This is a genomic window from Streptomyces griseorubiginosus (genome assembly GCF_036345115.1).
Classification (GTDB): Bacteria; Actinomycetota; Actinomycetes; order Streptomycetales; family Streptomycetaceae; genus Streptomyces; species Streptomyces griseorubiginosus_C.
In genome coordinates, this window is sequence record NZ_CP107766.1 from 2,304,704 (window position 1) to 2,328,838 (window position 24,135).

At 70.5% G+C, this 24,135-nt stretch carries 22 protein-coding genes; 11 read left to right on the top strand and 11 right to left on the bottom strand.

From position 1 onward, the window contains the following. Nucleotides 1-120 precede the first annotated feature (120 nt). Complete coding sequence (locus OHN19_RS10275; protein WP_330263894.1) at nucleotides 121-846, bottom strand: TetR/AcrR family transcriptional regulator; 726 nt, start codon at nucleotides 844-846, stop codon at nucleotides 121-123. Between the two features lie 277 nt (nucleotides 847-1,123). On the opposite strand from OHN19_RS10275, the gene OHN19_RS10280 reads away from it, so the two are divergent. From OHN19_RS10280 to OHN19_RS10290, 3 genes are all read left to right on the top strand, one after another. Continuing rightward, nucleotides 1,124-2,635, top strand: coding sequence for a GMC family oxidoreductase (locus OHN19_RS10280; protein WP_330263895.1), 1,512 nt, complete (start codon nucleotides 1,124-1,126; stop codon nucleotides 2,633-2,635). Nucleotides 2,636-2,808: 173 nt separating this feature from the next. Then, nucleotides 2,809-4,281 (top strand): MFS transporter, encoded by a 1,473-nt coding sequence (locus OHN19_RS10285; protein WP_330263896.1) that lies wholly within the window; start codon nucleotides 2,809-2,811, stop codon nucleotides 4,279-4,281. Nucleotides 4,282-4,429: 148 nt separating this feature from the next. Then, nucleotides 4,430-5,179 carry a thioesterase II family protein gene (locus OHN19_RS10290; RefSeq protein WP_330263897.1) on the top strand — a complete coding sequence of 250 codons (750 nt, stop codon included), beginning with the start codon at nucleotides 4,430-4,432 and terminating at the stop codon, nucleotides 5,177-5,179. Between the two features lie 71 nt (nucleotides 5,180-5,250). Here OHN19_RS10290 and OHN19_RS10295 read toward each other — a convergent pair whose 3' ends face one another. Next, nucleotides 5,251-8,133 (bottom strand): helix-turn-helix transcriptional regulator, encoded by a 2,883-nt coding sequence (locus tag OHN19_RS10295; RefSeq protein ID WP_330263898.1) that lies wholly within the window; start codon nucleotides 8,131-8,133, stop codon nucleotides 5,251-5,253. A 261-nt stretch (nucleotides 8,134-8,394) separates the two neighbouring features. Beyond that, complete coding sequence (locus OHN19_RS10300) at nucleotides 8,395-9,027, bottom strand: ScbR family autoregulator-binding transcription factor (protein ID WP_330263899.1); 633 nt, start codon at nucleotides 9,025-9,027, stop codon at nucleotides 8,395-8,397. 150 nt (nucleotides 9,028-9,177) lie between these two features. On the opposite strand from OHN19_RS10300, the gene OHN19_RS10305 reads away from it, so the two are divergent. Next, complete coding sequence (locus OHN19_RS10305; protein ID WP_330263880.1) at nucleotides 9,178-9,573, top strand: helix-turn-helix transcriptional regulator; 396 nt, start codon at nucleotides 9,178-9,180, stop codon at nucleotides 9,571-9,573. A 7-nt stretch (nucleotides 9,574-9,580) separates the two neighbouring features. On the opposite strand, the gene OHN19_RS10310 is transcribed toward OHN19_RS10305, so the two are convergent. Beyond that, complete coding sequence (locus tag OHN19_RS10310) at nucleotides 9,581-10,270, bottom strand: M24 family metallopeptidase (protein WP_330263900.1); 690 nt, start codon at nucleotides 10,268-10,270, stop codon at nucleotides 9,581-9,583. Nucleotides 10,271-10,480: 210 nt separating this feature from the next. Between OHN19_RS10310 and OHN19_RS10315 the strand changes: the two genes are divergently transcribed. After that, entirely contained in the window at nucleotides 10,481-10,687 is a 207-nt protein-coding gene (locus OHN19_RS10315; protein WP_330294113.1) for a hypothetical protein, read from the top strand. Between the two features lie 39 nt (nucleotides 10,688-10,726). Here the strand turns inward: OHN19_RS10315 and OHN19_RS10320 are convergent, their stop codons facing one another. Then, entirely contained in the window at nucleotides 10,727-11,158 is a 432-nt protein-coding gene (locus tag OHN19_RS10320) for a DUF6299 family protein (RefSeq protein ID WP_330263902.1), read from the bottom strand. 262 nt (nucleotides 11,159-11,420) lie between these two features. Here OHN19_RS10320 and OHN19_RS10325 point away from each other — a divergent pair, with 262 nt between their 5' ends. Next, nucleotides 11,421-11,615, top strand: a complete 195-nt coding sequence (locus OHN19_RS10325; protein ID WP_330263903.1) for a DUF5999 family protein — start codon at nucleotides 11,421-11,423, stop codon at nucleotides 11,613-11,615. A 22-nt stretch (nucleotides 11,616-11,637) separates the two neighbouring features. Here the strand turns inward: OHN19_RS10325 and OHN19_RS10330 are convergent, their stop codons facing one another. Beyond that, nucleotides 11,638-12,036: a RidA family protein gene (locus tag OHN19_RS10330; RefSeq protein ID WP_330263904.1), complete on the bottom strand. Its 399-nt coding sequence runs from the start codon at nucleotides 12,034-12,036 to the stop codon at nucleotides 11,638-11,640. Nucleotides 12,037-12,058: 22 nt separating this feature from the next. Then, nucleotides 12,059-13,234 (bottom strand): acyl-CoA dehydrogenase, encoded by a 1,176-nt coding sequence (locus tag OHN19_RS10335; RefSeq protein WP_330263905.1) that lies wholly within the window; start codon nucleotides 13,232-13,234, stop codon nucleotides 12,059-12,061. A 146-nt stretch (nucleotides 13,235-13,380) separates the two neighbouring features. Here OHN19_RS10335 and OHN19_RS10340 point away from each other — a divergent pair, with 146 nt between their 5' ends. Together OHN19_RS10340 and OHN19_RS10345 are read left to right on the top strand one after the other, a co-directional pair. Next, complete coding sequence (locus tag OHN19_RS10340) at nucleotides 13,381-14,973, top strand: AMP-binding protein (RefSeq protein WP_330263906.1); 1,593 nt, start codon at nucleotides 13,381-13,383, stop codon at nucleotides 14,971-14,973. A gap of 15 nt (nucleotides 14,974-14,988) precedes the next feature. Beyond that, nucleotides 14,989-15,801: a PaaX family transcriptional regulator C-terminal domain-containing protein gene (locus OHN19_RS10345; protein WP_330263907.1), complete on the top strand. Its 813-nt coding sequence runs from the start codon at nucleotides 14,989-14,991 to the stop codon at nucleotides 15,799-15,801. Nucleotides 15,802-15,832: 31 nt separating this feature from the next. Here OHN19_RS10345 and OHN19_RS10350 read toward each other — a convergent pair whose 3' ends face one another. Next, complete coding sequence (locus OHN19_RS10350; RefSeq protein WP_419249514.1) at nucleotides 15,833-18,175, bottom strand: bifunctional salicylyl-CoA 5-hydroxylase/oxidoreductase; 2,343 nt, start codon at nucleotides 18,173-18,175, stop codon at nucleotides 15,833-15,835. Further along, nucleotides 18,176-19,003 (bottom strand): enoyl-CoA hydratase family protein, encoded by an 828-nt coding sequence (locus tag OHN19_RS10355; protein WP_330263909.1) that lies wholly within the window; start codon nucleotides 19,001-19,003, stop codon nucleotides 18,176-18,178. It lies immediately after the preceding gene. A 334-nt stretch (nucleotides 19,004-19,337) separates the two neighbouring features. Between OHN19_RS10355 and OHN19_RS10360 the strand changes: the two genes are divergently transcribed. Further along, complete coding sequence (locus OHN19_RS10360; RefSeq protein WP_123763634.1) at nucleotides 19,338-19,790, top strand: ATP-binding protein; 453 nt, start codon at nucleotides 19,338-19,340, stop codon at nucleotides 19,788-19,790. Between the two features lie 20 nt (nucleotides 19,791-19,810). On the opposite strand, the gene argF is transcribed toward OHN19_RS10360, so the two are convergent. Together argF and OHN19_RS10370 are read right to left on the bottom strand one after the other, a co-directional pair. Then, nucleotides 19,811-20,818, bottom strand: a complete 1,008-nt coding sequence (gene argF, locus OHN19_RS10365) for an ornithine carbamoyltransferase (RefSeq protein ID WP_330263910.1) — start codon at nucleotides 20,816-20,818, stop codon at nucleotides 19,811-19,813. 59 nt (nucleotides 20,819-20,877) lie between these two features. After that, a complete protein-coding gene (locus OHN19_RS10370) occupies nucleotides 20,878-22,101 on the bottom strand; it encodes an arginine deiminase (RefSeq protein ID WP_330263911.1) in 1,224 nt (407 codons plus the stop codon). A 123-nt stretch (nucleotides 22,102-22,224) separates the two neighbouring features. Between OHN19_RS10370 and OHN19_RS10375 the strand changes: the two genes are divergently transcribed. Together OHN19_RS10375 and OHN19_RS10380 are read left to right on the top strand one after the other, a co-directional pair. Continuing rightward, nucleotides 22,225-23,229: an SPFH domain-containing protein gene (locus OHN19_RS10375; protein WP_123763631.1), complete on the top strand. Its 1,005-nt coding sequence runs from the start codon at nucleotides 22,225-22,227 to the stop codon at nucleotides 23,227-23,229. Next, on the top strand, nucleotides 23,226-24,116 hold the full coding sequence (locus tag OHN19_RS10380) for a hypothetical protein (RefSeq protein ID WP_330263912.1): 891 nt from the start codon (nucleotides 23,226-23,228) through the stop codon (nucleotides 24,114-24,116). Before OHN19_RS10375 ends, OHN19_RS10380 begins: the two co-directional genes overlap by 4 nt. Nucleotides 24,117-24,135 lie beyond the last annotated feature (19 nt).

Genomic DNA, 24,135 nt, shown 5'->3' on the forward strand with positions numbered 1-24,135 from the left:
CGTTCACTGTCAAGTACGGTACTTTTCCAGCCAGTTGACGTGAAAGCGGGCACCAAAAAACGCCGGGACCGCACCCGAAGGTGCGGTCCCGGCGCTACGGCCCGGAGAGCCGGTGGAGCCTCAGTCGCCCACGGCGGCCACGGGAGCCGTGAGACCCAGCAGATGGGTCAGGTCGACCAGTTCCGCGTGGTACAGCTTGGCCGGGTCCTGGACCTGGGGCCGCAGATGCCCGTAGATCTCGAGCGAGACGAGCCCGTGCAGCCGCCCCCACAGCCGCATCGCGAGCGCCACGGCCGCCGGATGCAGATCCGGGAAGGCAGAGCGCACGGTCTTGATGAACTCCGGGTCGTAGTCGTCCCAGGTGTAGTGCTCGTCGGCGTGCAGCCGCTGGGCCCACGGCCAGGCCGTCACCACGACGCCGGTGAGCGCGGTGCAGGCACGGTGCTCTGCCTCGGCGGCGGGACCGCATGGCGGTACCTGGTAGTCCGGCGCGGGGTCGCCGTACACGAGACGGAACTCCTGCGGATTGGCCACCGCCCAGCTCCGGTAGGCCTGGCCGTACGCCATCACCTGGGCGACCGGCCCCTCGGACGCGGCGGCGACGGCCTCCTCCAGCGCCTGCGCCAAGGAGTTGTAGACGTCGGCGATCAGCGCCGTGATCAGGTCGTCGCGCGTGTCGTAGTAGCTGTAGATCGCGCCGGCGGTCATCCCCATCTCGCGAGCGATCGCGCGCAGGGACACGGCCGCCGTGCCGTTCTCCGCCATGTGCTTCAGCGCGATCGTCTTGATCTCCTGGGCGGCCTCTGCGCGGAGGCGTTCTCGCCTGCTCGGTTTCGGGTCTGCCATGACGCCATCGTAACAGCGTAAAGTTCGGCCACTGCCGATCAGTTTTTGAGCTGCGTGTAGTCACTGCGGGGTGTAAGCGCCCTTGCCCGACCCATCGCGCCCCGCGCGCCCCCTGTCGATTCCCGGCCGCAACCGACTGCGAGGGCCCGATCTAGGGGTTGCCACTAGGGGTGAGCCGCCCCATACCGTCGACCGGCGGAATACCGAGTCAATTAGTCCGACGGGCCGGACTGCATTGCCGTACTCCGCTCTCCTGCACATCCGGGAAAGGTTGGAAATGGTCGACTCCACTGTCGAATGGGATTACATCGTCGTCGGCGCCGGGGCTGCGGGCTCGGCGCTCGCGGCCAGACTCTCGGAGGATTCGTCGGCGAATGTACTGCTCCTTGAGGCAGGAAAGGACATCCGTCCGGCCGACCGTCCGCAGAATTTCATCGGGCGCGAATTCGACCTGGACATGGCGGCACAGCCCGACTTCTGGTGGCACGGCCTGCAGACCCGGATCCATCCCGGCCTGGATCCGATTCCCTTCCAGGCGGGCCGGGGCGTCGGTGGCACCTCTCAGGTGAACGGCCTCTTCTCCATCCGCGGAGTGCGCGACGACTTCGAGCGCTGGGAGGCTCAGGGCGCGCGGGGCTGGTCGTTCGACGAAGTCCTGCCGTACTACCGGAAGTTGGAGGACGACCTCGACTTCCCCGACGCCCCGTACCACGGGCGGGGCGGGCCGCTTCCCGTCTATCGCGAGCCTCAGGAGGGCTGGGGCGGGGCCGACCTGGCCTTCCGGGACGCCGCGCTGGACCTGGGTGTCCAGTGGCACGACGACACCAACGCGCCGGAGGCGACGGGCCTTTCCCCCTTCGCCATGCACATCAGGGACGGCAGGCGCGTGGCCGCCAACGACGGCTACCTCGAGCCCGCCCGGAGCCGCGGCAACCTGACCGTCCGCAGCGAGGCCCTGGTCGACACCGTCACGTTCGCCCCCGCGGGCAAGCGGGCGACCGGGGTCAGGCTGGTGGGCGGGGAGACCATCCCGGTCGCTCCCGGGGGCGAGGTGATCCTCTCGGCGGGCGGCACCCTCTCCCCCGCCCTCCTCGTACGCTCCGGCATCGGCACCGCGGCGGACCTGGCGCGGCTCGGCGTGGACCAGGTCGTGGACCTGCCGGTCGGCCAGGAACTCACCGAGCACCCCTTCATCGTCCTCCCCCTGCCCATGCCGCCGGAGAAGGCCGCGAGCCCCTACGGCCGAACCGTGAACGTCACCTGGCGCTACTCCTCGGGCCTCGCCGACGCCGGCGCCAACGACATGATGATCCTCCCGAACAACGGTTGGCTCGGGATTCCCGGGGTCTGCATCTGGCAGATGCACGCCGTCAGCCGCGGCAGGCTGCACTTCACCTCACGCGATCCGCTCAGTGGGCCGTTCGTGGAGATGCGCATGCTCACCGAACAGAGTGACGTACTGCGCGCGAAGGACGCCTTGGGGCGGGTCGACGAGCTGGTCCACCACCCTGCTTTCGCTGCCGTCCTGACCGGGAAACCACAGCTCCCGTCGGCCGAGGAGCTGCCGCGGGTGACGTTCGCCAGCCATCACGTGGCGACGACGGCGCGGATGGGCGCTCCGGACGCGGCGACCACGGTCGTCGACCCGGAGTGCCGTGTCCTCGGCGTCGACGGACTGCGGGTCATCGACCAGTCGGTCATGCCCGAGGTCATCCGGGGCAATCCGCTGCTGACCGTTCTGATGATGGCCGAGCGGATGGCGGACCGGATCAAGGCCGCCCGCACCTGATCACACCAGCCGGGGCCAGGCCAACTCGCCTGGCCCTCACACCGTTTGACAGTCGAGCACCGTTGAGTCAGACTCCACCGTGTTCTTACTAAACACCGTGTACTAACGACGCGTCGCTCATCGCTGCCGGGCCCACCGTGCGCACCGGCCCAGTGACAGAAGGAAGCCCTGTCGTGGTTGACACCGTCCCCAAGAGCCGGCCCAAGCCCGGGCTGATGCTCGCGCTGCTGGCATTCGCCCAGTTCATCGTTGCCGCCGACTACAACATCGTGTACGTCGCGCTGCCTGACATCGGCAGTGCGCTCGGCTTCACCGCCCAGTCGCTCCAGTGGGTGGTCAGTGCCTACGCCGTGGCCTTCGGCGGCCTCCTGCTCTTCGGCGGCCGACTGGTCGACCGGCTCGGCGGCCGCCGGATCTTCGTCCTCGGTGCCGTCGTGTTCGGTCTGGCCTGCCTCGTCGGCGGTCTGGCCGAGGACCCCGGCGTCCTGATCGCCGCCCGCGCCGTTCAGGGCATCGGCGGCGCGCTGCTCTCGCCGGCCACCCTGATGCTGGTCAACACCCGCTTCGAGGAGGGCGCCGAGCGCAACCGCGCCCTGGCCGTCTGGGGTGCCTGCGGCAGTGGTGGCCTGGCCGCGGGCGCGCTGCTCGGCGGTCTGCTCACCAACGCCTGGGGCTGGGAGTGGGTGCTCTTCATCCTGGTCCCGATGGCCCTGCTGGCCGCCGTGGCCGCCCCGTCGATCCTGCCCGCGGACGAGCGCTCGGACAGCGACGCCAGCTTCGACGTCCCCGGCGCCCTGCTCGCCACCGCGGGCTCCTCGCTCCTGGTGCTCGGCCTGGTCAGCGGGCCCGAGGCAGGCTGGGGCTCGCTGCGCGGGGCCGGTTCGATCGTCGCCGGCGTGGTGCTCCTCGCCGTCTTCGCACTGGTGGAGAGCAAGACCCGCGTCCCGCTGGCGCCGATGCGCCTGTTCCGCAACCGCAGCCTGGTCACCGCGATCCTGATCATCCTGGTCTTCCAGAGCGCACTGTCGGGCTCGTACTACCTGTTCACCAACTACGTCCAGGACGTGCTCGGTTACGACGCCCTGGAGGCGGGCCTGGCCTTCCTGCCGCTCACCGTCATCTCGATGTTCGCCTCGCTGAAGATCACCGGCATCCTGCTCGGGAAGTTCGGTCCGCGCACGACCCTGTTCGTCGGCATGGTCATCAACGGCGCGGGCATGATCGTCCTCGCGGTCGCGATGACCACCGACGCCTCCTTCTGGCAGATCCTCATCGGCCTGGCCATCTGGGGCGTCGGCGGCGGCGTCACCTTCCCGGCGATGTTCATCTGCGCCGCGTCCGGGGTCGACCCGAGCGAGGCCGGCATCGCCTCCGCTCTCGCCAACGCTTCGCAGCAGATCGGCGGCGCCGCAGGTCTCGCCGTCCTGGTGGCCATCGCCAACGCCGGCCTGGACCTGAACTCGGACGCCACCCCGGCCGTCTCGGCCGTCGCGGACGGCCTGCGCACGGCGACATGGGTGGGCGGTGTGGCCGCGGTCGTGGGCGGTCTGCTCGCCTTCACGCTGAAGAAGCCCGGCGGCGCACCCGAGCCGGTAGCGGACCACTCGGCCGGCCAGGCCGACGAGATCGGTGCCGTCTCCCACTGACCGCCGTCGAGCGGCACCGCTCCCACAACCCGGGTCCGTGGCCGGACAATCCCCCGGCCGGCCACGGACCCGCCTCGCGTGAGCGTGTCACGCGCCCGCGCCACCACCTCGGACCATCCCCGCAGCCCCTGGCCAAGAGGTCGATGACATGCAGGTCAGCACAGAAACTCAGAGTTCCTGGACGCGCCGCTTCGTGCCGGTGCGGGACAGCGAGTTGCGACTCGTCTGCTTCCCCCACGCCGGCGGGTCCGCGGCGTACTTCCGGCCGTTGGCCCAGTCCCTGGCGCCCCGCGTGGAGACACTGTGCGTGCAGTACCCGGGTCGGCAGGAGCGGCGCCACGAACCGCTCCTCGACAGTGTGTCCGCCCTCGCGGACGCTGCCTTCGCGGCCCTGCGGCATGAACTGGACGGGCCGTTCGCGTTCTTCGGACACAGTCTGGGTGCGGTCGTCGCCTTCGAAGTGGCCCGTCGTTTCGAGCGGTTGACGCCTGAGGGCCCGGTACGGCTGTTCGCCTCGGCCCGCCGGGCCCCGTCCGTCGTCCGTGACGAGCGGGTCCACCTGCTCGACGACGCGGGCCTGGTCGCCGAGCTGAACGCACTCGGCGGCACCGCCTCGGCCGTACTCGCGGACCCCGAACTGCGCGCGCTGGTGCTGCCCATCGTGCGCGCCGACTACCGGGCGGTGGAGACCTACGTGCCCGAACCCGTGGGCGCCCGGCTCACCTGCCCCGTCTCGGTCCTCGTCGGAGCGGCCGACCCGGTCGCCCCGCTGTCGGAGGCCCGCGCCTGGGAGGCGCACACCACCAGGGGCGCCGACGTCCGACTGTTCGACGGCGGTCACTTCTATCTGGACGACCACACCGACGCCGTCGCCGCGACGGTGTTCAGCACTCTCTGAACACGCTGGGCCCGTGGGAAGCAGAAGCGTTTCTGCTTCCCACGGGCCCAGACCTTCCCGACGGCTCGGGACTAGCTGGCCAGGTCGTCCCGTCGCATCGGATCAACCGACTGAAGGGCACCCACGAGATCGGTACGCCGCCTTATGTTGAGCTTGCGATAGATCCGGGTCAGATGCTGCTCCACGGTGCTCACCGTCACGAACAACCGGCCCGCGATCTGCCGGTTGCTGTATCCGCCGACGGCGAGCTGAGCGACACGCATCTCGGCGTCGCTCAGACTCTCGGTGGCGGAGACCGGCTGCGAGGTGGGCTGCGGACTACGGCCCTGCTCGTCGTCCGCCGACTGGGTAAGGGCCAGGGACGGTATGCGTACGCCACGCTGTTCCGCCATCACACAGGCCCGGCGCAGAATCTGGCGGCCCTTGCTGTACTGCCCCTGTTCCTGCCACGCCCATCCGAGGTCATGGAGAACAAACGAGAGTTCGAGCGGAGCCTGGCACATCTGGAGGTACTCGGACGCCTTGGTGAGCAGCCGGGGCCGGTCGTCCAGCGCGTTGGCCGCGGCCAGCACCCGCAGGGTCTCGGCGTGGGAACGCGGGTGTTCGGGACCGCACTTGCGCAGCTGGTCGGCCAGCAGGGCCCGGGCCTGCTTGCGGTCCCCGAGACGGATCAGCGCCTGAGCCGCGCTCGAACGCCACGGAAGCACCACCGGATTGTCCAGACCCAGCCGGTCCGCCAGCTCCCCGGCGGCCTGGAAGTCGTCGAGCGCCGCCGGGACCTGGCCCGAGGCCAGATACCGATGACCGCGAGCACGCAGGAGGCGCATGCCGTACGGCGTCTCGAAGATGGTCTGCGGCACCGCGGACTGCGCTTCCTCCAGCACCGCGCTGACCTGCCCGGTCAGCGCGTTCGCGTGCAGCATGGTGCTGAGCGGCAGGCCGAGCATGATGCCCCAGTTCCTCGGCGGAAGCAGGGACAGGGCCTCCTCGACCTCGCGCTCGGCGGCGGCCGGCTCGCCCTGGCGCAGCAGGATCTCGGCCCGAGCCGAACGGAACATGGCGTGCCAGGTGGTGAGCGACGCCTTCCGCGCCTGGGTGATCAGCTCCTCGACCCAGTCGTGGGCCTCCTGGAGCCGTTCCGCGTACATCAGGGTGTACAGGGCGACCATCAGCAGCGGGGCCGAACCGTCACCCAGTGCGTAGTGCCGCAGCGCCTGTTGCGCCTCGGCCACCTGCGCGGTGTCGGGCGCCACGGCCAGATTACGGCGGAACATCTCGGCGGCGCGCCCTCTGGCCCAGGCCTCCGGGGAGACACCGCCGGCGGTCAACTCGTGGACCTGCGGGTTCTCCGGCGCCCGGACACCGCCACGGCCCGGATAGATCGTCTCGACCCAGGCCTTGCACGCCTCGAGGTGGGATGCCGTCACCAGGTCGTGTGTCTCCAGGGCCGCCTTCGAACCGCGGACCAGCAGCTCGATCGCCTCCTGAGGGCGTCCGAACCAGGTCAGCGCATCGATGGCGGCGGTCGCGTGCCAGCCCGAGAGCCGGCCCGCCCGCGAGTCCTCGATCAGTCCGCCGACGCGTCGATACGCCGCGTAGGGCTCCCGGCGCCAGGTGGCCCGGACGATCATCGCGGTGGTGGTCGCCTTGCGCTGCTCGTCCGCGTCGTATTGGAGTGCGATCCGCAGGCAGTCGAGTGCGAAGTCGAGATTTCCCTCGCCGAGTGCCTGCTGGGCCGCTTCGTGCAGGATCGGGATCGCGCAGTCGGTGTCGACGCGGCTCGCTCCCAGCAGATGACGGGCGACGGTGACCGCCGAAAAGCCGTTCTTGAAGAGGACGTTGGCCGTGTTGACCTGGAGGTCGGCCCGCTGCTCCGACGTCATCCCGGCCAGGACGACACTGTTGGCGTGGGCGTGCCGAAGCAGTCCCCCGCAGAGGAACCCCGTCTCCCGCAGCAGATCGAGCGTCTGCGCGGTCGTCTCCTGGTCCATCCCGGTGAGCTGGGCGAGCACCGGCACGGAGGGCGCTTCCTCCAGCACCGCCAGCTGACGGGTCACGTGCAGCACTTCAGGCTCGCAGCGAAAGAGGCAGCTGGTCAGGGCCTGTCCGAAGCCGTCGGCCACCCGGAAGACCGGAGTCCGGGACTCCACCGTGCTGCGGTTGTCCTCGATGAGTCCGTGCAGCAGGGCGGTGTTGCCTCCGGTGACCCGGTACGCCTCGGCGGACAGTGCCTGTGCCGCCGTACGTCCCAACTGCCGGGCCATCACTTCCTCGACACCCTGCGGGGAGAGCAGGGGCAGCTTCAGAAAACGGACGAGCGGCTCGGTCGGCAGCTCCGCCTCGGACAGGGTCGCGAGGCGTCGGGAGTGCGGCGATTCGTTCAGCACGATCAGCAACTGTGACGTCCACAGCCTGCGGACTACGTAGGAGAGGCAGCGCAGTGAGGCGATGTCGGCGTAGTGCACGTCGTCGACACCGACCACGACCGGACGTCGCGCCTGCTCGACGACATCCAGCAGCGTCATGCACATCTCATGGAAGATCTGCGGGGCCACGTCGTCCGCGGACCGGTCCGAGCGGTCTCGGCCGATCGCGTCGGACTGTGCTTCGCCGGCCCAGCGGGCGGCCTTGACCCTCAGTTCGGGTGCGATCTTGTCGTTGTGCAGCAGATGCGCCAGCAGACCGAAGGGCACGGTTCGTTCGGCACGGGAAGCGGAGGCTCCGAGGTAGAGCCCTTCAGCGGCGCCGACCTCGGCGGCGAAGTCGTTCAGCAACTCCGTCTTCCCGCTCCCCACGGGCCCATAGACAATGGCAACCCGGCCCGCGCCCCTCCTGCTCTCCTCGAACATCCCGCGCAGCGTGTCGAGTAACCTGATTCGTTCTGGCAACTCGTACGGCACTACTCGCTGTTCGGGAAGTTCAAGGCAGTTTTTGGACATACTGCTTGCAGCCATACTCGCTCATTCCCCCTGTAGACGAGTGGGGACGTCAGAACGCAGACGCCTCCCGGCATGACTTCATCATTGAAATACCGGGCGAGCGGTCTTGTCAACAAGAATTGATCTTGTTTTTGCCTGGACCGGGCGGGCAGTGAACTGCGTCACACGAATGGGGTATGGCAGTGTACACACACAAGCACATGTCTCATCTTTTACAGTTTGATTAAAAGTTTAAAAGAAAGCGGAGCGGGTGCCCATCGGAATAAGACCCTCCGCTTACTGTTCGAGCCCCGCGACCAGATCGAGGTAACGCCGACGGCGGACCTCCGGCACCAGCGCCTGGATCATGAACCGCCACATTTCGGCGACTTCCCGGCCCATCTCATGGGCCGGCCGGCTCGCGGATCCGGCCACACGGCTTCCGACCAGGAAGTACACGAGCGCCCGGGCCGCGCCCTCGACCTCGACCTCCGTGTCGATGTCGGCCTCCCTCATCGCGTCGTCCAACCTTCCGGCAACGTTCTTCATCCAGTCACCGACCGCGTCGTGGAGTGGACGATTCAGCGAAATTCCGCTCATGGCGAGTCGCAGACTGGCGCGCGCGATGGAGCAGCGTCCCATCTGCCGCGCCATTTCGAAGGTGGCCCGGATCAGAATCTCCAGCGAGGAGTAACCACTGCGATCGATATCGGCCATCGAGCGGGAAAAGGAGTTGTGTTGCGTATCCATTACGGCATGCGCCAAATCCTCCTTCGTGGCGAAGTGGAAGTACACAGCACCTTTCGTGACGTTCGCGTGCGTCACGATGTCGCGCAGGCTCGCCGATTCGTAACCGTGCTTGTCGAACAGTTCGGCAGCCGCCTTGACGATGGTGGCGCGCGTCTGCTCGGCACGGAGTTTCCTCGTCATGAATGAGAACCCTCCCGAAAGATGATTTGTCCTTCATACAGGTTGCGCCCGCCGGAGCGTCCGCATGTCGACCGCCGAAAAGGCGACCAAATATCGCTCCTGATGGCTTGATCTTCCGGAACACGGGCGTACAGGCCAATCTCGGCGGCCATGCAGTCCTACACGATCGGCCAGGCCGCACGGCTGCTCGGCGTGAGTCCCGACACCGCGCGACGGTGGGCGGACGCCGGGCGGGTTCCCACGCACCGGGACGAGGGCGGGCGGCGCCTCATCGACGGGAAGGACCTGGCCGCCTTCTCCGTGGAACTCGCCAAAGGCGACGGCGGTGACGAGGAGACCTCCCACACCTCCGCCCGCAACGCCTTCCCCGGCATCGTCACCGCCGTCAAGCTCGGCGACGTCGCGGCCCAGGTCGAGATCCAGGCGGGGCCGCACCGGCTGGTGTCCCTCCTGACCCGGGAGGCCGTGGAGGAACTCGGCCTGGAGGTCGGCGTGGAGGCCACCGCCCGCGTGAAGTCGACGAACGTGCACATCGACCGGACCTGAAACGCGGTCAGAGCGTGAGCAGTTCCTCGTAGAAGCCGCCGAACTCCCGCTCACCGTCGACGAGATGGATCTCCAGGATCCAGTGGCAACGACGCCCCGCCCTGTCGGTACGGCGCAGAGGCGTGTCGTTGGCGGGGGCGATGTACGACTCCACGTCGGCACCGTCGATCCACTCGTGCGGGAACTCCCCTACGAGGTGCCCGGCGTGCCAACCGCCCAATTGCCAGCCTGAGTTGGCGGCGAGTCGCGCCACCTCGGCGTACAGACGCGCGCCGGTGACGTCCGGGTCGGCCTCGAAGAACTTCCGGCCCGCGGCGAAGATCCGCGGCAGGTCGTCGCGGAGACGGTGCCTGACCGGGTCGTCGCCGAGCACGAAGGTGCGGCCGAAGTCGGCCTCGTACTCCTCGAAGATCGGGCCGAAGTCGGCGAAGACGATGTCGTCCGCACCGATCACGCGGTCCGGTGGGTTCTCCCGGTACGGCTGGAGCGTGTTCGGTCCGGAGCGCACGATCCGCTTGTGCCAGTGCCGGGTGGTGCCGAACAGCTCGTTGGCCAGGTCCCGGATCCGGTCGCTGACCGCCCGCTCCCCCTCGCCCGGCGCGATCAGCCCGCGCGCCTCGATCTCCGCGAAAAGCCGCTCGGCCTTCGCCTGGGCGTTCAGCAGCCTGGTCGCGCGCGTGGGTTCGTCGTCCGCCATGGGGGCGACCGTAATCACCCGCATCATCCCCGGCAAAGGAATTCTTCACCCGAACGGCCCCCCGGGCGGGCCGTCCCTGCTGCCCGTTCCTAGCGTGGAGGCAGTGCATGGGGCGGGTCGGTCCGGCCCGCGCCCTGCCGCCTGCCCGGAGGAGGGGACCATGGCCTCGGCAGCCCTCGTACACCCGTGGGACATACCGGCGGGCGTCTCGTGACCGCCTCGGACGACACGCCCGTACGGCGCTGCGCGAGCCGGCACTCCGGACCGCGGGACGGGGCGGAGTGCGGGGCCCGCGCGCGTTTCGAGATCTCCCGCCACGCGCGGCCACCGCTGGTGGTGTGTCCGCAACACCTGGGCCCGGCACTGCTGTTGGCCGACGGGGTGCTCTGGCCTCCGGAGATCAGACTCGTACGGTGAGCGGTGCCGGCCGGCACCGGCTGTCGGGCCCGGCCGCGCTCAGCTCTTCGTCAGCGTGATGTCCTGCTGCTCGGTCGCGTGGAAGCGGGGCAGCAGCAGGCCGCCCTGGGGGCTCAGTTCCATGAGGGTGGCCTCCACCCGGGCCTGGCCCGCTTCGAGGGAGCCCGGGGTGGGCTTGCCGGTGTTCGCCCAGACGTGCTCGACGCCGTCGCACACCGCGCGCGTGCCGCCGATGCCGTGCCGGACCGACTCGGAGCGCTGCCCCACGGAGGAGCTGACGAACACGGGACCGGTGCCGCCGGTGCAGCGGTAGGTGCCGGAGAGCGTGACGGTGCCGTCGGTGGCGATACGGCCGACGGGGTCGACGGTGACGGTCTCGTACGGGTCGGCCTGCGCGGGCAGCGCGGGGGCTGCGAGCAGGAACAGCGCGGCACCGGCGGTGGCGGCGGCGAGGACGGAGCGGACGGACATGGGATGCCTCCCGGATGAATGGGGCGGGGCCTCCGCTGAGCGGAGCGGGGCCCTCCACTGCTACCGGGAACGCGCGCCGACAGCCGTGATCGTCACTCCTTCGGTGGCGAGTCCGCATCGACCGTCGTGGAACGGTCCGAGAGTTGTCCGCGTGTTGTCACGCTTCAGGTCGAGCCGTTCCGATGAGTTCGGGGCGGGAGCATGGTCTACACATACGGATACGGACCCCATGGGGACGGTCCCACCAATGTGGAGGTGCGCCATGTGTTCTCACCAGTCTTCGTGCCCTGCGTCCGACAGCACCGCTCCGCACGTCGTCGCCGCCCACCCCGAGCAGGGCTGGAACCTGCTGTGCAACGGCGCGATCGTCTTCGACGACACCGGTGAGCTGCTGCCCGACGGACGGATCGTCGCGCCGCACCGCTCGCCGCTCGCCCAGCTGGCCGTCGCCGCCTGACCCGGTTCCCGGCGCCGCGAGGCTAGGGCAGCACCGCGAAGCCGTCGAGTTCCACCGCCGCCTGGTCGTCCCAGAGCCGTACGACCTCGACGACCGCCATCGCCGGATAGTCCCGGCCCGCCGAGTCCCGCCAGATACGGCCGAGTTCGCGGACGTGCGCCCGGTAGTCGGCGATGTCGGTGGTGTAGACGGTGACGCGGGCGAGATCCGCGGGCGTGCCCCCCGCGGCGCGCAGCGCGGTCAGCAGGTTCGTGAGCGCCCGCTCGAACTGCTCGGGCAGGGACGCCCCCACCACTTTCCCGTCGGCGTCCACAGCCGTCTGCCCCGCCAGGAAGACCACCCGCGAGCCGGTGGCCACGACCGCGTGCGAGAAGCCGGTCGGCGGGGAGAGCTCGGGCGGGTTGACGCGCTCGGCACTCACGGGGCCTCCCTCTCGCCGGCGTTCACCGGACCTCCGGATTCGCGTACAACTCCTTGGCGATGATGCCCCGTTGGACCTCGCTCGCCCCCTCGTAGATGCGCGGGGCGCGCACCTCCCGGTACAGGTGCTCCAGCAGATGACCGCGCTGAAGGGCGCGGGCGCCGTGGAGTTGGACCGCGGTGTCGACGACGTACTGCGCGGTCTCGGTCGCGAGCAGCTTCGCCATCGCCGCCCGCTTCGGCACGTCCGGGGCGCCCTCGTCGTACGCCGTCGCCGCCGCGTACACCATGAGCCGGGCGGCGTCCGTGCGCAGCGCCATCTCGGCGACCGTGTGGGCGACGCTCTGCAGGTCCCGCAACTTGCCGCCGAACGCGTCCCGTTGGGCGGTGTGCGTGAGGGTCGCGTCGAGTGCCGCCTGCGCCATGCCGACCGCGAAGGCGCCGACGCTGGGCCGGAAGAGGTTGAGTGTGCCCATCGCGACCCGGAACCCGCGGTCGACCTCACCGAGGACGTCGTCGGCGCTCACCGGCACGGCGTCGAAGGCGAGGGTGCCGATGGGGTGCGGGGAGAGCATGTCGAGCGCGCCGCCGGTGAGCCCGGGCCGGTCGGCGGGCACGAGGAACGCGGTCACGCCCCGGGCACCGGCGCCGGGCGTGGTCCGGGCGAAGACGGTGTAGAAGTCGGCCTCGGGAGCGTTGGAGATCCAGCACTTCTCGCCGGTGAGCCGCCACCGGGAGGCCCCGTCGGGGACGGCGGCCGGCTGGGCCGGCGAATCGGCCGCCGGGTCCGGATCCCGCTCCGCCCGCAGCCCCAGCGCCGCCGCGTCCGACCCCGCCCCCGGCTCGCTCAGCGCGAACGCCGCCACCGCGCTGCCCTCGCTCACCGCCGGCAGCCAGCGGTCCCGCTGGGCCGGGGTGCCGTGGGCGTGGACGGGGTGGGCGCCCAGGCCCTGGAGGGCGAGGGCTGTCTCGGCCTCCGTGCAGGCGTACGCGAGGGACTCCCGCATCAGGCAGAGGTCCAGCGCACCGGAGCTGAACAGCCGTTCCAGCAGGCCGAGTCGGCCCAGTTCGGCGATCAGGGGACGGTTCACATGGCCCGGCTCGCCCTTCTCCGCGAGCGGGCGCAGCCGTTCCGCGGCGAGGGTGCGCAGCTGTGCGCAACGGGCGGTCTGTGACGGTTCGAGCGAGAATGCGGGCATCACAGGTCCCTTCTCGTCGACAGGGCCCTACGACAGTATCGCGTGCCGTTGACTGTCGTCACCAACACGATACGCTCCTTGTGCGAGCCCACCATCGACGCCCACAAGGCGGCCCACGCGGCCCACAAGGCAGGGGGCGACCCGCCATGCACGTCTCGGCCCACGTCGACACCTTCGCGCGCGACCACCTCCCGCCCCCCGACCAGTGGCCGGAGCTCCGCTTCGACCTGCCGGAGCTGCGGTACCCCGATCGGCTGAACTGCGCCGCCGAACTGCTGACGGGCCCGCCCGACGACCGGCCGGTCTTCCACACCCCCGCCGGGGACACCTGGACGTACGGCACCCTGCGCGCCCGCGTGGACCGGCTGGCGCACCTGCTCACCGGGGACCTCGGGGTCGTCCCCGGCAACCGCGTCCTGCTGCGCGGCCCGACCACACCGTGGCTCGCGGCCTGCTGGCTGGCGGTCCTGAAGGCGGGCGCGGTCGCCGTGACGGTGCTGGCCCAGCAGCGGCCGCACGAGCTGGCCACGATGTGCGCGATCGCGCGCACAGAGCACGCCCTGTGCGACATACGCGCCGTCGACGACCTCGCCAAGGCCGAGATACCGGGCCTCAGGATCACGACGTACGGCGGCGACGGCCCCGACGACCTCCTGAACCGCGAGGCGCCCGGGACGCCGTACCACGCCGTGGAGACCGCGGCCGACGACGTGGCGCTGATCGCCTTCACCTCGGGGACCACCGGACGGCCCAAGGGCTGTATGCACTTCCACCGGGATGTGCTCGCGATAGCCGACACCTTCTCCAAGCATGTGCTTCAACCACATGTGGACGACATCTTCGCCGGCAGTCCCCCGCTCGGTTTCACCTTCGGGCTCGGCGGCCTGGTGATCTTCCCGATGCGGGCGGGCGCCAGCTCCCTCCTCCTCGAACAGGCCCACCCCAAGCAGTTGCTGCCGGCGATCGCCGAGCACCGGGTCTCCGTCCTGTTCACCGCCCCGACCGCCTACCGCGCGATGCTGGACGAGCTCGACGCGTACGACGTCTCCTCCCTGCGCCGCTGTGTCTCCGCCGGCGAGAACCTGCCCGCGGCGACCTGGCGAGCCTGGCAGGAGCGGACCGGTCTCGGCATCGTCAACGGCATCGGCGCCACCGAGCTGCTGCACATCTTCATCTCCGCCGCCGACGAGCACATCCGGCCCGGGACGACCGGGGTGCCCGTGCCCGGGTGGCAGGCGCGCGTGGTCGACGAGACGGGCCGTGAACTGCCCGACGGCGAGTCCGGGCTGCTCGCCGTGCGCGGTCCCGTCGGCTGCCGCTATCTCGCCGATCCACGCCAGCGTGAGTACGTGCGGGACGGCTGGAACATCACCGGGGACACATACATCCGGGAGAACGATGGGTACTTCCGCTATGTGGCCCGCGCGGACGACATGATCATCTCGGCCGGGTACAACATCGCGGGCCCGGAGGTCGAGGACGCGCTCCTGCGGCACCCGGACGTCGTCGAGGCGGCCGTGGTGGGGCGGGCCGACGAGGCCCGCGGCCAGGTGGTCGTGGCCTACGTCGTCCTCAAGGAGGGCGTCGAACGGGACGCCGAGGCGCTGCGCACGTTCGTCAAGGCCGAGCTGGCGCCCTACAAATGTCCGCGCGAGATCGTCTTCATGGACGCGCTGCCGCGCACGGCGACCGGCAAACTCCAGCGGTTCAGGCTGCGCACCGATGGTGACCAGCAGTGATCCACACGACCTAAGATGATCAACGTGTCCGACCAGCATGCACCACGGTCTCTCATCGTCACGCTCTACGGCGCCTACGGCCGCTTCGTCCCGGGTCCCGTGCCCGTCGCCGAACTGATCCGGCTGCTGGCCGCGGTCGGCGTGGACGCCCCTTCCGTACGGTCCTCGGTGTCCCGGCTCAAACGGCGCGGACTCCTGCTTCCGGCCCGAACGGCACAGGGCGCGGCCGGCTACGAGCTCTCGCCGGACGCCCGCCAGCTCCTCGACGACGGCGACCGGCGCATCTACGCCGTACGGCCGCCCGAGGACGAGGGCTGGGTGCTCGCCGTGTTCTCGGTGCCGGAGTCGGAGCGGCAGAAGCGGCACGTGCTGCGCTCACGCCTGGCCGGACTCGGCTTCGGCACGGCGGCCCCCGGGGTGTGGATCGCCCCGGCGCGGCTGTACGAGGAGGCCCGGCACACCCTCCAGCGGCTGCGCCTGGACCCGTACGTCGACTTCTTCCGCGGTGAGCACCTGGGCTTCGCGGCGACCGTCGAGGCCGTGGCCCGCTGGTGGGACCTGGCCGCGATCGCCAAGGAGCACGAGGCGTTCCTGGACCGCCACGCGCGCGTGCTGCACGACTGGCAGGACCGGGCCGACACCCCGCCCGAGGAGGCCTACCGCGACTACCTCCTCGCCCTCGACTCCTGGCGCCACCTCCCCTACGCCGACCCCGGTCTGCCCACCCCGCTGCTCCCGGAGGACTGGCCGGGCGAGCGGGCGGCGGCGGTGTTCCGGGGGCTGCACGAGCGGCTGCGGGACGCGGGGGCCGCCTTCGTGGGCCTGTGATCCCGCGGGCGCCCCTGCTCTCGCAAGGCGCTCAAGTCCCCAGGGTCAGCCGGGGCTTGGGCGCGTCCGTGCGGCCGGTCTGCGGGCGGCGGCTGCCCGCGCGGTACGGATCGGGCCAGACGGCACCGGGGCCTTCGTAGCCCTGCTCGGCAGCCGCGTGCAGCGTCCAGTGCGGGTCGTAGAGGTGCGGGCGGGCCAGCGCGCACAGGTCCGTACGTCCGGCCAGGATCAGCGAGTTGACGTCGTCCCAGGAGGAGATCGCGCCGACCGCGATCACCGGCACGCCGGTCTCGTGGCGGATCCGGTCGGCGTACGGCGTCTGGTAGGAGCGCCCGTACTCCGGCTGCTCCTCGGCGACGACCTGCCCGGTGGACACGTCGATCGCGTCGGCGCCGTGCGCGGCGAAGGCGCGGGCGATCTCGACGGCGTCCTCGGCGGTGTTGCCGCCCTCGGCCCAGTCGGTGGCGGAGATACGGACCGTCATGGGCCGTTCCCGCGGCCACACTGCTCTGACGGCGTCGAAGACCTCCAGGGGGAAGCGGAGTCGTCCGGCGAGGGAGCCGCCGTAGGCGTCGGTGCGGCGGTTGGTCAGCGGCGACAGGAAGCTGGAGAGCAAGTAGCCGTGCGCGCAGTGCAGTTCGAGCAGGTCGAAGCCGGCGCGGTCGGCACGCCGGGCGGCTGCGGTGAACTGTTCGCGGAGGTCGGCGAGTTCGGCACGGGTGAGCTCGCGCGGAGTCTGGTTGGAGGGCCGGTACGGGATCGGGGACGGACCCACCACCGGCCAGTTGCCCTCCGGCAGCGGTTCGTCGATGCCCTCCCACATCAGCTTGGTCGAGCCCTTGCGGCCGCTGTGGCCGAGCTGCACGCCGATCGCGGTGCCCGGCGACCGCGTGTGCACGAAGTCGGTGATCCGTTTCCAGGCCTCGGCCTGCCCGCCGTCGTAGAGGCCGGTGCAGCCGGGGGTGATCCGGCCCTCGGGCGAGACGCACACCATCTCGGTCATCACCAGTCCTGCGCCGCCCAGCGCCCGGGCGCCGAGGTGGACCAGGTGGAAGTCGCCGGGGAGGCCGTCGGTGGCGGAGTACATGTCCATCGGCGACACGACGACCCGGTTGCGCAGGGTCAGCCCGCGCAGCCGGAACGGGGTGAACATCGGAGGCGTACCGGGTTCGCAGCCGAACTCGCGCTCCACGGCTCCGGTGAAGCGGGCGTCGCGGAGCCGCAGGTTGTCGTGGGTGACGCGGCGGCTGCGGGTGAGCAGGTTGAAGGCGAACTGGCGGGACGGCTGGTCGAGGTACAGCCGGAGGTTCTCGAACCACTCCAGGCTGGCGAGGGCGGCGCGTTGGGTGGAGGCGACGACTGGTTTGCGTTCCGCCTCGTAGGCCGCCAACGCCCCTTCCACCGACGGCTGTTCCTCCAGGCAGGCGGCCAGGGCGAGGGCGTCCTCGACGGCGAGCTTGGTGCCGGAGCCGATGGAGAAGTGGGCGGTGTGGGCGGCGTCGCCGAGCAGCACGGTGTTGCCGTGGGACCAGTGCTCGTTGACGACCGTGCGGAAGGTGGTCCAGGCGGACTTGTTGGAGCGCAGGGGGCGGCCGCGGAGGGCTTCCGTGAAGATCTTGGCGCAGCGGTCGACGGAGTCCGCCGTGTCCAGTTCGGCGAAGCCCGCCGCCCGCCACACCTCCTCCCGCATCTCGATGATCACGGTGGAGGCGTCGGCCGCGTAGGGATAGCCGTGCAGTTGCATCACGCCGTGCTCGGTCTCGGCGATCTCGAAACGGAAAGCGTCGAAGGGGAAGTCCGCGGCGAGCCAGATGTAGCGGCAGTGGTGCGGGGTCACATGGGGGCGGAACACATGGGTGTGGGTCTCGCGTGTGGTGCTGTTGACTCCGTCGGCGGCGATGACGAGGTCGTGCGTGTCCGCGAGGCCGGGCGGGGCGGGGGTGCGGAAGCGGAGGTCGACGCCGAGGGTGCGGCAGCGGTCGTGCAGTATTTCGAGGAGCCGTTTGCGGCCGAGTGCGGCGAAGCCGTGGCCTCCGGAGGTGTGGCGGGTGCCTCTGTGGACGATGTCTATGTCGTCCCAGCGGGTGAAATGGTGCTGGAGGGCCTCGTAGACGTGAGGGTCCGCGTGTTCTATGCCGCCGAGGGTTTCGTCGGAGAGGACCACGCCGAAGCCGAAGGTATCGTCGGGGGCGTTGCGTTCCCAGACGGTCACTTCTCTTCGGGGGTCGAGGCGTTTGAGCAGGGCGGCGGCGTAGAGGCCGCCGGGGCCGCCGCCGATGATCGCCACACGTAGGGGGTGATTGGCCTTGTGTGGCGGCTGCGGGTCTGTGGGGGCTTGTCGCGCAGTTCCCCGCGCCCCTATAGGTGGGGACACTCAGCGCCCCTTCCACTTTGGAGGGCGCTTCTCCTTGAAGGCCGTGTGGAACTCCGTGTAGTCCTCGCCGTTCATCAGGAGGGCCTGGGTTGATGCGTCCAGTTCCACTGCGGCCGCCAACGGCATGTCCAGCTCGGCCGTGAGCAGGGCCTTCGTCTGGGCGTACGCCAGTGCCGGGCCCTCGGCCAGGCGGCGGGCCAGGGCTGAAGCGGCCTTGTCCGCGTCGCCCTCCTCCGTCAGCTCGCTGATCAGGCCGATGCGCTCGGCCTCGGGAGCGCGGACCGGTTCGCCGAGCATGAGGAGTCGGGTCGCGTGGCCCAGTCCCACCACCCTGGGCAGCAGGTAGGCCGCGCCCATGTCGCCGCCGGACAGGCCGACCCGGGTGAAGAGGAAGGCGAAGCGGGCCGTGGGGTCGGCCACGCGGAAGTCCGCCGCGAGGGCCAGGACCGCCCCGGCACCCGCCGCCACCCCGTGCACCGCCGCGATCACCGGAAACGGACATTCCCGTACGGCCCGCACGACCTGGCCCGTCATCCGGTTGAAGTCGAGGAGCTCGGCGGTGTCCATGGCCAGGGTGGCGCCGATGATCTCGTCGACGTCGCCGCCGGAGCAGAAGCCACGGCCCTCGCCGGCCAGGACCAGGGCCCGGACGGAACGCTCGCGGGACAGCTCGGCGAGCAGATCGCGCAGGTCGGCGTAGGCGCCGAAGGTGAGCGCGTTGAGTTTCTCGGGGCGGGCGAGGGTGACCGTGGCGACCCCGTCGGCGAGGTCGACGCGCAGGTGCCGCCAGTGCGGGGTGCGGGCGGCGGAGCCGGTGAAGGGACTCATGCGGTGCGGCCTCCTCGTGCTCGGGCGAGGTGCGAGGTGCGCGATACGCGGCGCTCCATCCATCGAAGCTATCACTCATCTTTGACTGTCGTCACGAGTGCGCGATAGCGCGGTAGGGGTCGAGCCATTGAGGGCACGCCGGAGTGACCTGAACCGGTCACATCCGTCACGGCTCGTCGACAGAGCGGCAACGGCGGGATCGGCGCCGGGAGGCAAGCCGTTGCTACGGGTAAGCCGCCTGCCAACGGGGCCGAAGGTCCCGTACGGTGCCCGCCCGACGAGCCTGCCGACGGCGCCGTACCATTCATACGGTTGAAAGCAGGACAGCCTGCTCATGAACGGACCCGCCTTGCAAGATCGCCCCTCCGCCTCCGCCTCCTGGCGCATCGCGCTGCCGCACTCCGCCGCGGCCGTGCCCGTGGCGCGCGCCCTGGTCCGCACCGCGCTGGCCGAGCTGGAGCACGGGGCGGACTGCGACACCGCGGAGCTGCTGACGGCCGAGCTGGTGGCGAACGCCGTGGAGCACACGGCCGGTGACACGCCCATAGAGCTCGTGGTCGAGCTGCTCCCCACGGGCTGCCAGGTGGAGGTGCACGACCCGGACCCGGCGCCGCCGGGCCATCTGACCCAGCCGGACACCCAGGACCCTGACCCCTGGCAGGAGCACGGCCGCGGCCTGCTCCTGATCAGGGCGCTCAGCTCGTCCTGCGGGCACCGCCCGACCGAGACTGGCAAGGCGGTGTGGTTCCGGCTGCCGGTGGTGCCGCACCAGTGGAACCCGGCCTGACGGTTTGCAGAACCGGCGTCTCAGGCCAGCGTCGCGACCAGCACCGCCTTGATCGTGTGCAGCCGGTTCTCCGCCTCGTCGAACACCACCGAGTGCGCCGACTCGAACACCTCGTCCGTGACCTCCAGGGACTCCAGCCCGTGGGTCTCGAAGATCTCCTGCCCCACCTTGGTCCCGAGGTCGTGGAAGGCCGGGAGGCAGTGCAGGAACTTCACGTCCGCGTTGCCCGTGGCCCGCAGCACGTCCATGGTCACGGCGTACGGCGCGAGCGCGGCGATCCGCTCGTCCCAGACCTCCTTGGGCTCCCCCATGGACACCCAGACGTCGGTGGCGACGAAGTCCGCGCCGAGGACGCCGTCCTCCAGCGACTCGGTGAGGGTGATCCGGGCCCCGCTGTCCACGGCGAGCGCGCGGGCCCGCTCGACGACGTCCTGGGCGGGCCAGTAGGTCTTGGGGGCGACGATCCGCACGTCCATGCCGAGCAGCGCGCCGGTGATCAGATAGGAGTTGCCCATGTTGAACCGCGCGTCACCGAGGTAGGCGAAGGCGATCTCCGGCACCGGCTTCGCGGTGTGCTCGGTCATGGTCAGCACGTCGGCCAGCATCTGGGTGGGATGCCAGTCGTCGGTGAGGCCGTTGTAGACCGGCACGCCGGCGTACGCGGCCAGCTCCTCGACCTTCTGCTGGCTGTCCCCGCGGTACTCGATCCCGTCGTACATACGGCCGAGCACGCGCGCGGTGTCCCGTACGGACTCCTTGTGCCCGATCTGCGAGCCGGAGGGGTCCAGGTACGTCGTGGAGGCGCCCTGGTCCGCGGCGGCGACCTCGAACGCGCACCGTGTGCGCGTGGAGGTCTTCTCGAAGATCAGCGCGATGTTCTTCCCGCTCAGCCGGCGCGTCTCGGTCCCGGCCTTCTTGGCCGCCTTCAGCTCGGCGGCCAGCTCGACCAGGCCGAGGAACTCCTCGGCGGTGAAGTCGAGCTCCTTGAGGAAGTGGCGCCCGGCGAGGGCGGTGGGGACGGTCGCCATGGGGACGCTCCAGCGGGATGAGAACAGGACCCTGGAAGTCTATACGATATTCAGCATTTCTATACAGCCTCCCTCTCCACGGGACAGCTCATGCAGCGCGGCCCGCCCCTCCCCCGCCCCAGCTCGCTGCCCGGGATCTCGATGACCTCGATGCCCTGCTTGCGCAGATGGGTGTTGGTGGTGGCGTTGCGCTCGTAGGCGACGACGACGCCCGGTTCTACGGCGAGGACGTTGCAGCCGTCGTCCCACTGCTCGCGCTCGGCGGCGTGCACGTCCTGGGTGGCGGTCAGGACCCGGATCGCGTCCAGGCCCAGCGCGGCGGCGATCGCGCGGTGCATGTGCTCCGGCGGGTGGTCGGTGACCTTGAGCTCCTTGTCGCCGACGCCCGGTTCGATGGTGTACGAGCGCAGCATGCCGAGTCCGGCGTACTGGGTGAAGGTGTCGCCGTCGACCATCGTCATCACGGTGTCGAGATGCATGAAGGCCCGCCGCTTCGGCATGTCGAGGGCCACGATCGTCTGTGCGGAGCCCTCGGCGAAGAGCTTGTGGGCGAGCATCTCGACGGCCTGGGGCGTGGTCCGCTCGCTCATGCCGATGAGGACGGCGCCGTTGCCGATGACGAGGACGTCCCCGCCCTCGATGGTGGACGGGTAGTCGGCCTGCCCCTCCGACCAGAGATGGAAGGTCTCGTCGCGGAAGAGCGGGTGGTGGCGGTAGATCGCCTCGAAGTGGACGGTCTCGCGCTGCCGGGCGGGCCACTTCATGGCGTTGACGGAGACGCCGTCGTAGATCCAGGCCGAGGTGTCGCGGGTGAAGAGGTGGTTGGGCAGCGGGGCGAGGAGGAAGTCGTCGAGGTCCATGACGTGGAAGCGCACGGAGGTCGGCTCCGCGTGCGTTTCCAGGAACTCCCGCTTGGTCATGCCGCCGACCAGTGCCTCCGCCAGTTCCGCGGCGGGCAGTGTCTCGAAGCAGGACCGCAGGTGGTCGGTGGCCAGCGGGCCGTACTCCTTCTCGTCGAAGACGCGGTCGAGGACGAGGGACCGGGCCGCCGGCACCTCCAGGGCCTCGGTGAGCAGGTCGCCGAAGAGGTGGACGGCGACCCCGCGATCGCGCAGCACGTCGGCGAACCCGTCGTGCTCGGCGCGCGCCCGGCGCACCCACAGCACGTCGTCGAAGAGCAGCTGGTCCTTGTTGCTGGGGGTGAGCCTTTTGAGCTCGAGATCCGGCCGGTGCAGGATGACGCGGCTGAGCCGCCCGGCCTCGGAGTCGACATGGAATCCCATGCCTCCATCCTGACCAACGGGACGCCGCTTGACCCCTCCGTTCGCACGGATTTCCTGTTGTCGTCCTCTTGACGATAAACGGTCGGTCCGCTTATCGTCGTGCAGACGAAAAGAGGGGAACTGATGGCCGACATCACCCGGCGCCTCGGCTGGCGCCACCTGCGCGGCGCGCCCACGGCGCACATCCGGCACCACCGCGGCGGCACACTGCTGCACGACGGCCCCGGACTCAGCTTCTGGTTCCGCGCACTGACCGCAGCGCTCTCCGAAGTGCCGGTCGACGACCGCGAGTTGGCCATGACCTTCCATGCCCGTACGTCCGACTTCCAGGACGTGGCCGTACAGGCGACGGTGACCTACCGGATCGGCGACCCGGCCCTCGCCGCCGCCCGCCTGGACTTCTCCATCGACCCCGACACCGGGGTGTGGCGGGGCTCGCCTCTGGAGCAACTGGGCACCCTGCTCACCGAGACGGCCCAGCAGCACGCGCTCGACGTGCTGACCCGGACCTCCCTGTCGTCCGCCCTGGTCGACGGCGTGTCCGCGGTGCGCGAGCGGATCCGGGCGGGCCTGGACGCCGAACCCCGGCTGCCGGCCACCGGCATCGAGGTGGTCGCCGTACGCGTGATGGCGGTGCGCCCCGAGCCGGAGGTGGAGCGGGCGCTGCGCACCCCGGCCCGCGAGCAGATCCAGCAGGAGGCGGACCGGGCGACCTACGAACGCCGGGCCGTGGCCGTCGAGCGGGAGCGTGCCATCGCCGAGAACGAACTCGCCAGCCAGATCGAACTCGCCCGCAGGGAAGAGCAGTTGGTGGAGCAGCGGGGCACCAACGCCCGCCGGGAGGCGGAGGAGCACGCGGCCGCGGACGCGGTACGGGCGGAGGCCGAGGCGGCCCGTTCGGTACGGCTCGCCCGTGCGGAGGCCGACGGGGTGCGCGCGGTGGGTGACGCCAAGGCGCAGGCGCAGGCCGCCTGGTTGCAGGTGCACGCGGACGTCGACGTCGCCACCCTGCACGCCCTCACCGGGACCCGGCTCGCGGAGAACCTGCCGCACATCGACAGCGTGACGATCTCGCCCGACGTGCTGACGGGGCTGCTGGCCAGGCTGGGCGCACGGGAGCCGGAGTGAGTCTCGCGCCGCGGGCCGTCCTGGTCCATCGCACCACGGAGTACGAGGAGTTGGTGGCCCACCACGGCACCCACGGCCAGGCGGCCTACTTCCTCTCCTCCCGGGGCCGGGACATCCGCGAGGTCGCCGAGCGCCACGAGCGCGCCCGGCGGGCACTGGCCGAGGTGACCGCCGCGATCCCGCTGACCTGGCGTCAGGCCCGGGTCGAGCGGGCCGACCTGGACCGTTTCCTGTTCGCCCCCGAGGACGTCGTCGTGGTGGTCGGGCAGGACGGTCTGGTGGCCAATGCGGCCAAGTACCTCTCCGGGCAACCGGTGCTGGGCATCGACACCGAGCCCGGCCGCAACCCGGGCGTGCTGGTGCGCCACCGTCCGCGGGACACGGCGAAGTTGCTGACGGCGGCCGGTGCGCAGGCCGACGAGCTGACGATGGTCGAGGCCGTCGCGGACGACACCCAGCGGCTCGTCGCGCTGAACGAGATCTACCTGGGCGCCTCCGGTCATCAGACCGCCCGATACCGCCTGGGCCTGGAGGGCGACGGGGGTGTCGTCGAGGCCCAGGCTTCCTCCGGGGTGCTGGTGGGGACGGGGACGGGGGCCACGGGCTGGCTCCGGTCGGTGTGGCAGGAGCGGGGCGCCCGCCTGCGGCTGCCGGAGCCGACGGAGAACCGCCTGGTGTGGTTCGTCCGCGAGGCCTGGCCGTCCCCGGCCACCGGCACCTCCCTGACCGCCGGCGAACTCCCCGCCCGCGCCCGCCTCCGCCTCACCGTCGAGTCCGAACGGCTGATCGCCTTCGGGGACGGGATGGAGGGGGACGCGGTGGAGCTGACGTGGGGGCAGACGGTGGAGGTGGGGGTGTGCGGGGAGCGGTTGCGGTTGGTGGGGTGAGGGGTGACCGGTGGGTCAC

Coding starts and splice junctions, on each gene's coding strand:
- OHN19_RS10275 (WP_330263894.1), bottom strand. CDS start 846: ATGGCAGACCCGAAACCGAGCAGGCGAGAACGCCTCCGCGCAGAGGCC.
- OHN19_RS10280 (WP_330263895.1), top strand. CDS start 1,124: ATGGTCGACTCCACTGTCGAATGGGATTACATCGTCGTCGGCGCCGGG.
- OHN19_RS10290 (WP_330263897.1), top strand. CDS start 4,430: ATGCAGGTCAGCACAGAAACTCAGAGTTCCTGGACGCGCCGCTTCGTG.
- OHN19_RS10295 (WP_330263898.1), bottom strand. CDS start 8,133: ATGGCTGCAAGCAGTATGTCCAAAAACTGCCTTGAACTTCCCGAACAG.
- OHN19_RS10300 (WP_330263899.1), bottom strand. CDS start 9,027: ATGACGAGGAAACTCCGTGCCGAGCAGACGCGCGCCACCATCGTCAAG.
- OHN19_RS10305 (WP_330263880.1), top strand. CDS start 9,178: ATGCAGTCCTACACGATCGGCCAGGCCGCACGGCTGCTCGGCGTGAGT.
- OHN19_RS10310 (WP_330263900.1), bottom strand. CDS start 10,270: ATGGCGGACGACGAACCCACGCGCGCGACCAGGCTGCTGAACGCCCAG.
- OHN19_RS10320 (WP_330263902.1), bottom strand. CDS start 11,158: ATGTCCGTCCGCTCCGTCCTCGCCGCCGCCACCGCCGGTGCCGCGCTG.
- OHN19_RS10325 (WP_330263903.1), top strand. CDS start 11,421: ATGTGTTCTCACCAGTCTTCGTGCCCTGCGTCCGACAGCACCGCTCCG.
- OHN19_RS10335 (WP_330263905.1), bottom strand. CDS start 13,234: ATGCCCGCATTCTCGCTCGAACCGTCACAGACCGCCCGTTGCGCACAG.
- OHN19_RS10340 (WP_330263906.1), top strand. CDS start 13,381: ATGCACGTCTCGGCCCACGTCGACACCTTCGCGCGCGACCACCTCCCG.
- OHN19_RS10345 (WP_330263907.1), top strand. CDS start 14,989: ATGATCAACGTGTCCGACCAGCATGCACCACGGTCTCTCATCGTCACG.
- OHN19_RS10355 (WP_330263909.1), bottom strand. CDS start 19,003: ATGAGTCCCTTCACCGGCTCCGCCGCCCGCACCCCGCACTGGCGGCAC.
- OHN19_RS10360 (WP_123763634.1), top strand. CDS start 19,338: ATGAACGGACCCGCCTTGCAAGATCGCCCCTCCGCCTCCGCCTCCTGG.
- argF (WP_330263910.1), bottom strand. CDS start 20,818: ATGGCGACCGTCCCCACCGCCCTCGCCGGGCGCCACTTCCTCAAGGAG.
- OHN19_RS10370 (WP_330263911.1), bottom strand. CDS start 22,101: ATGGGATTCCATGTCGACTCCGAGGCCGGGCGGCTCAGCCGCGTCATC.
- OHN19_RS10375 (WP_123763631.1), top strand. CDS start 22,225: ATGGCCGACATCACCCGGCGCCTCGGCTGGCGCCACCTGCGCGGCGCG.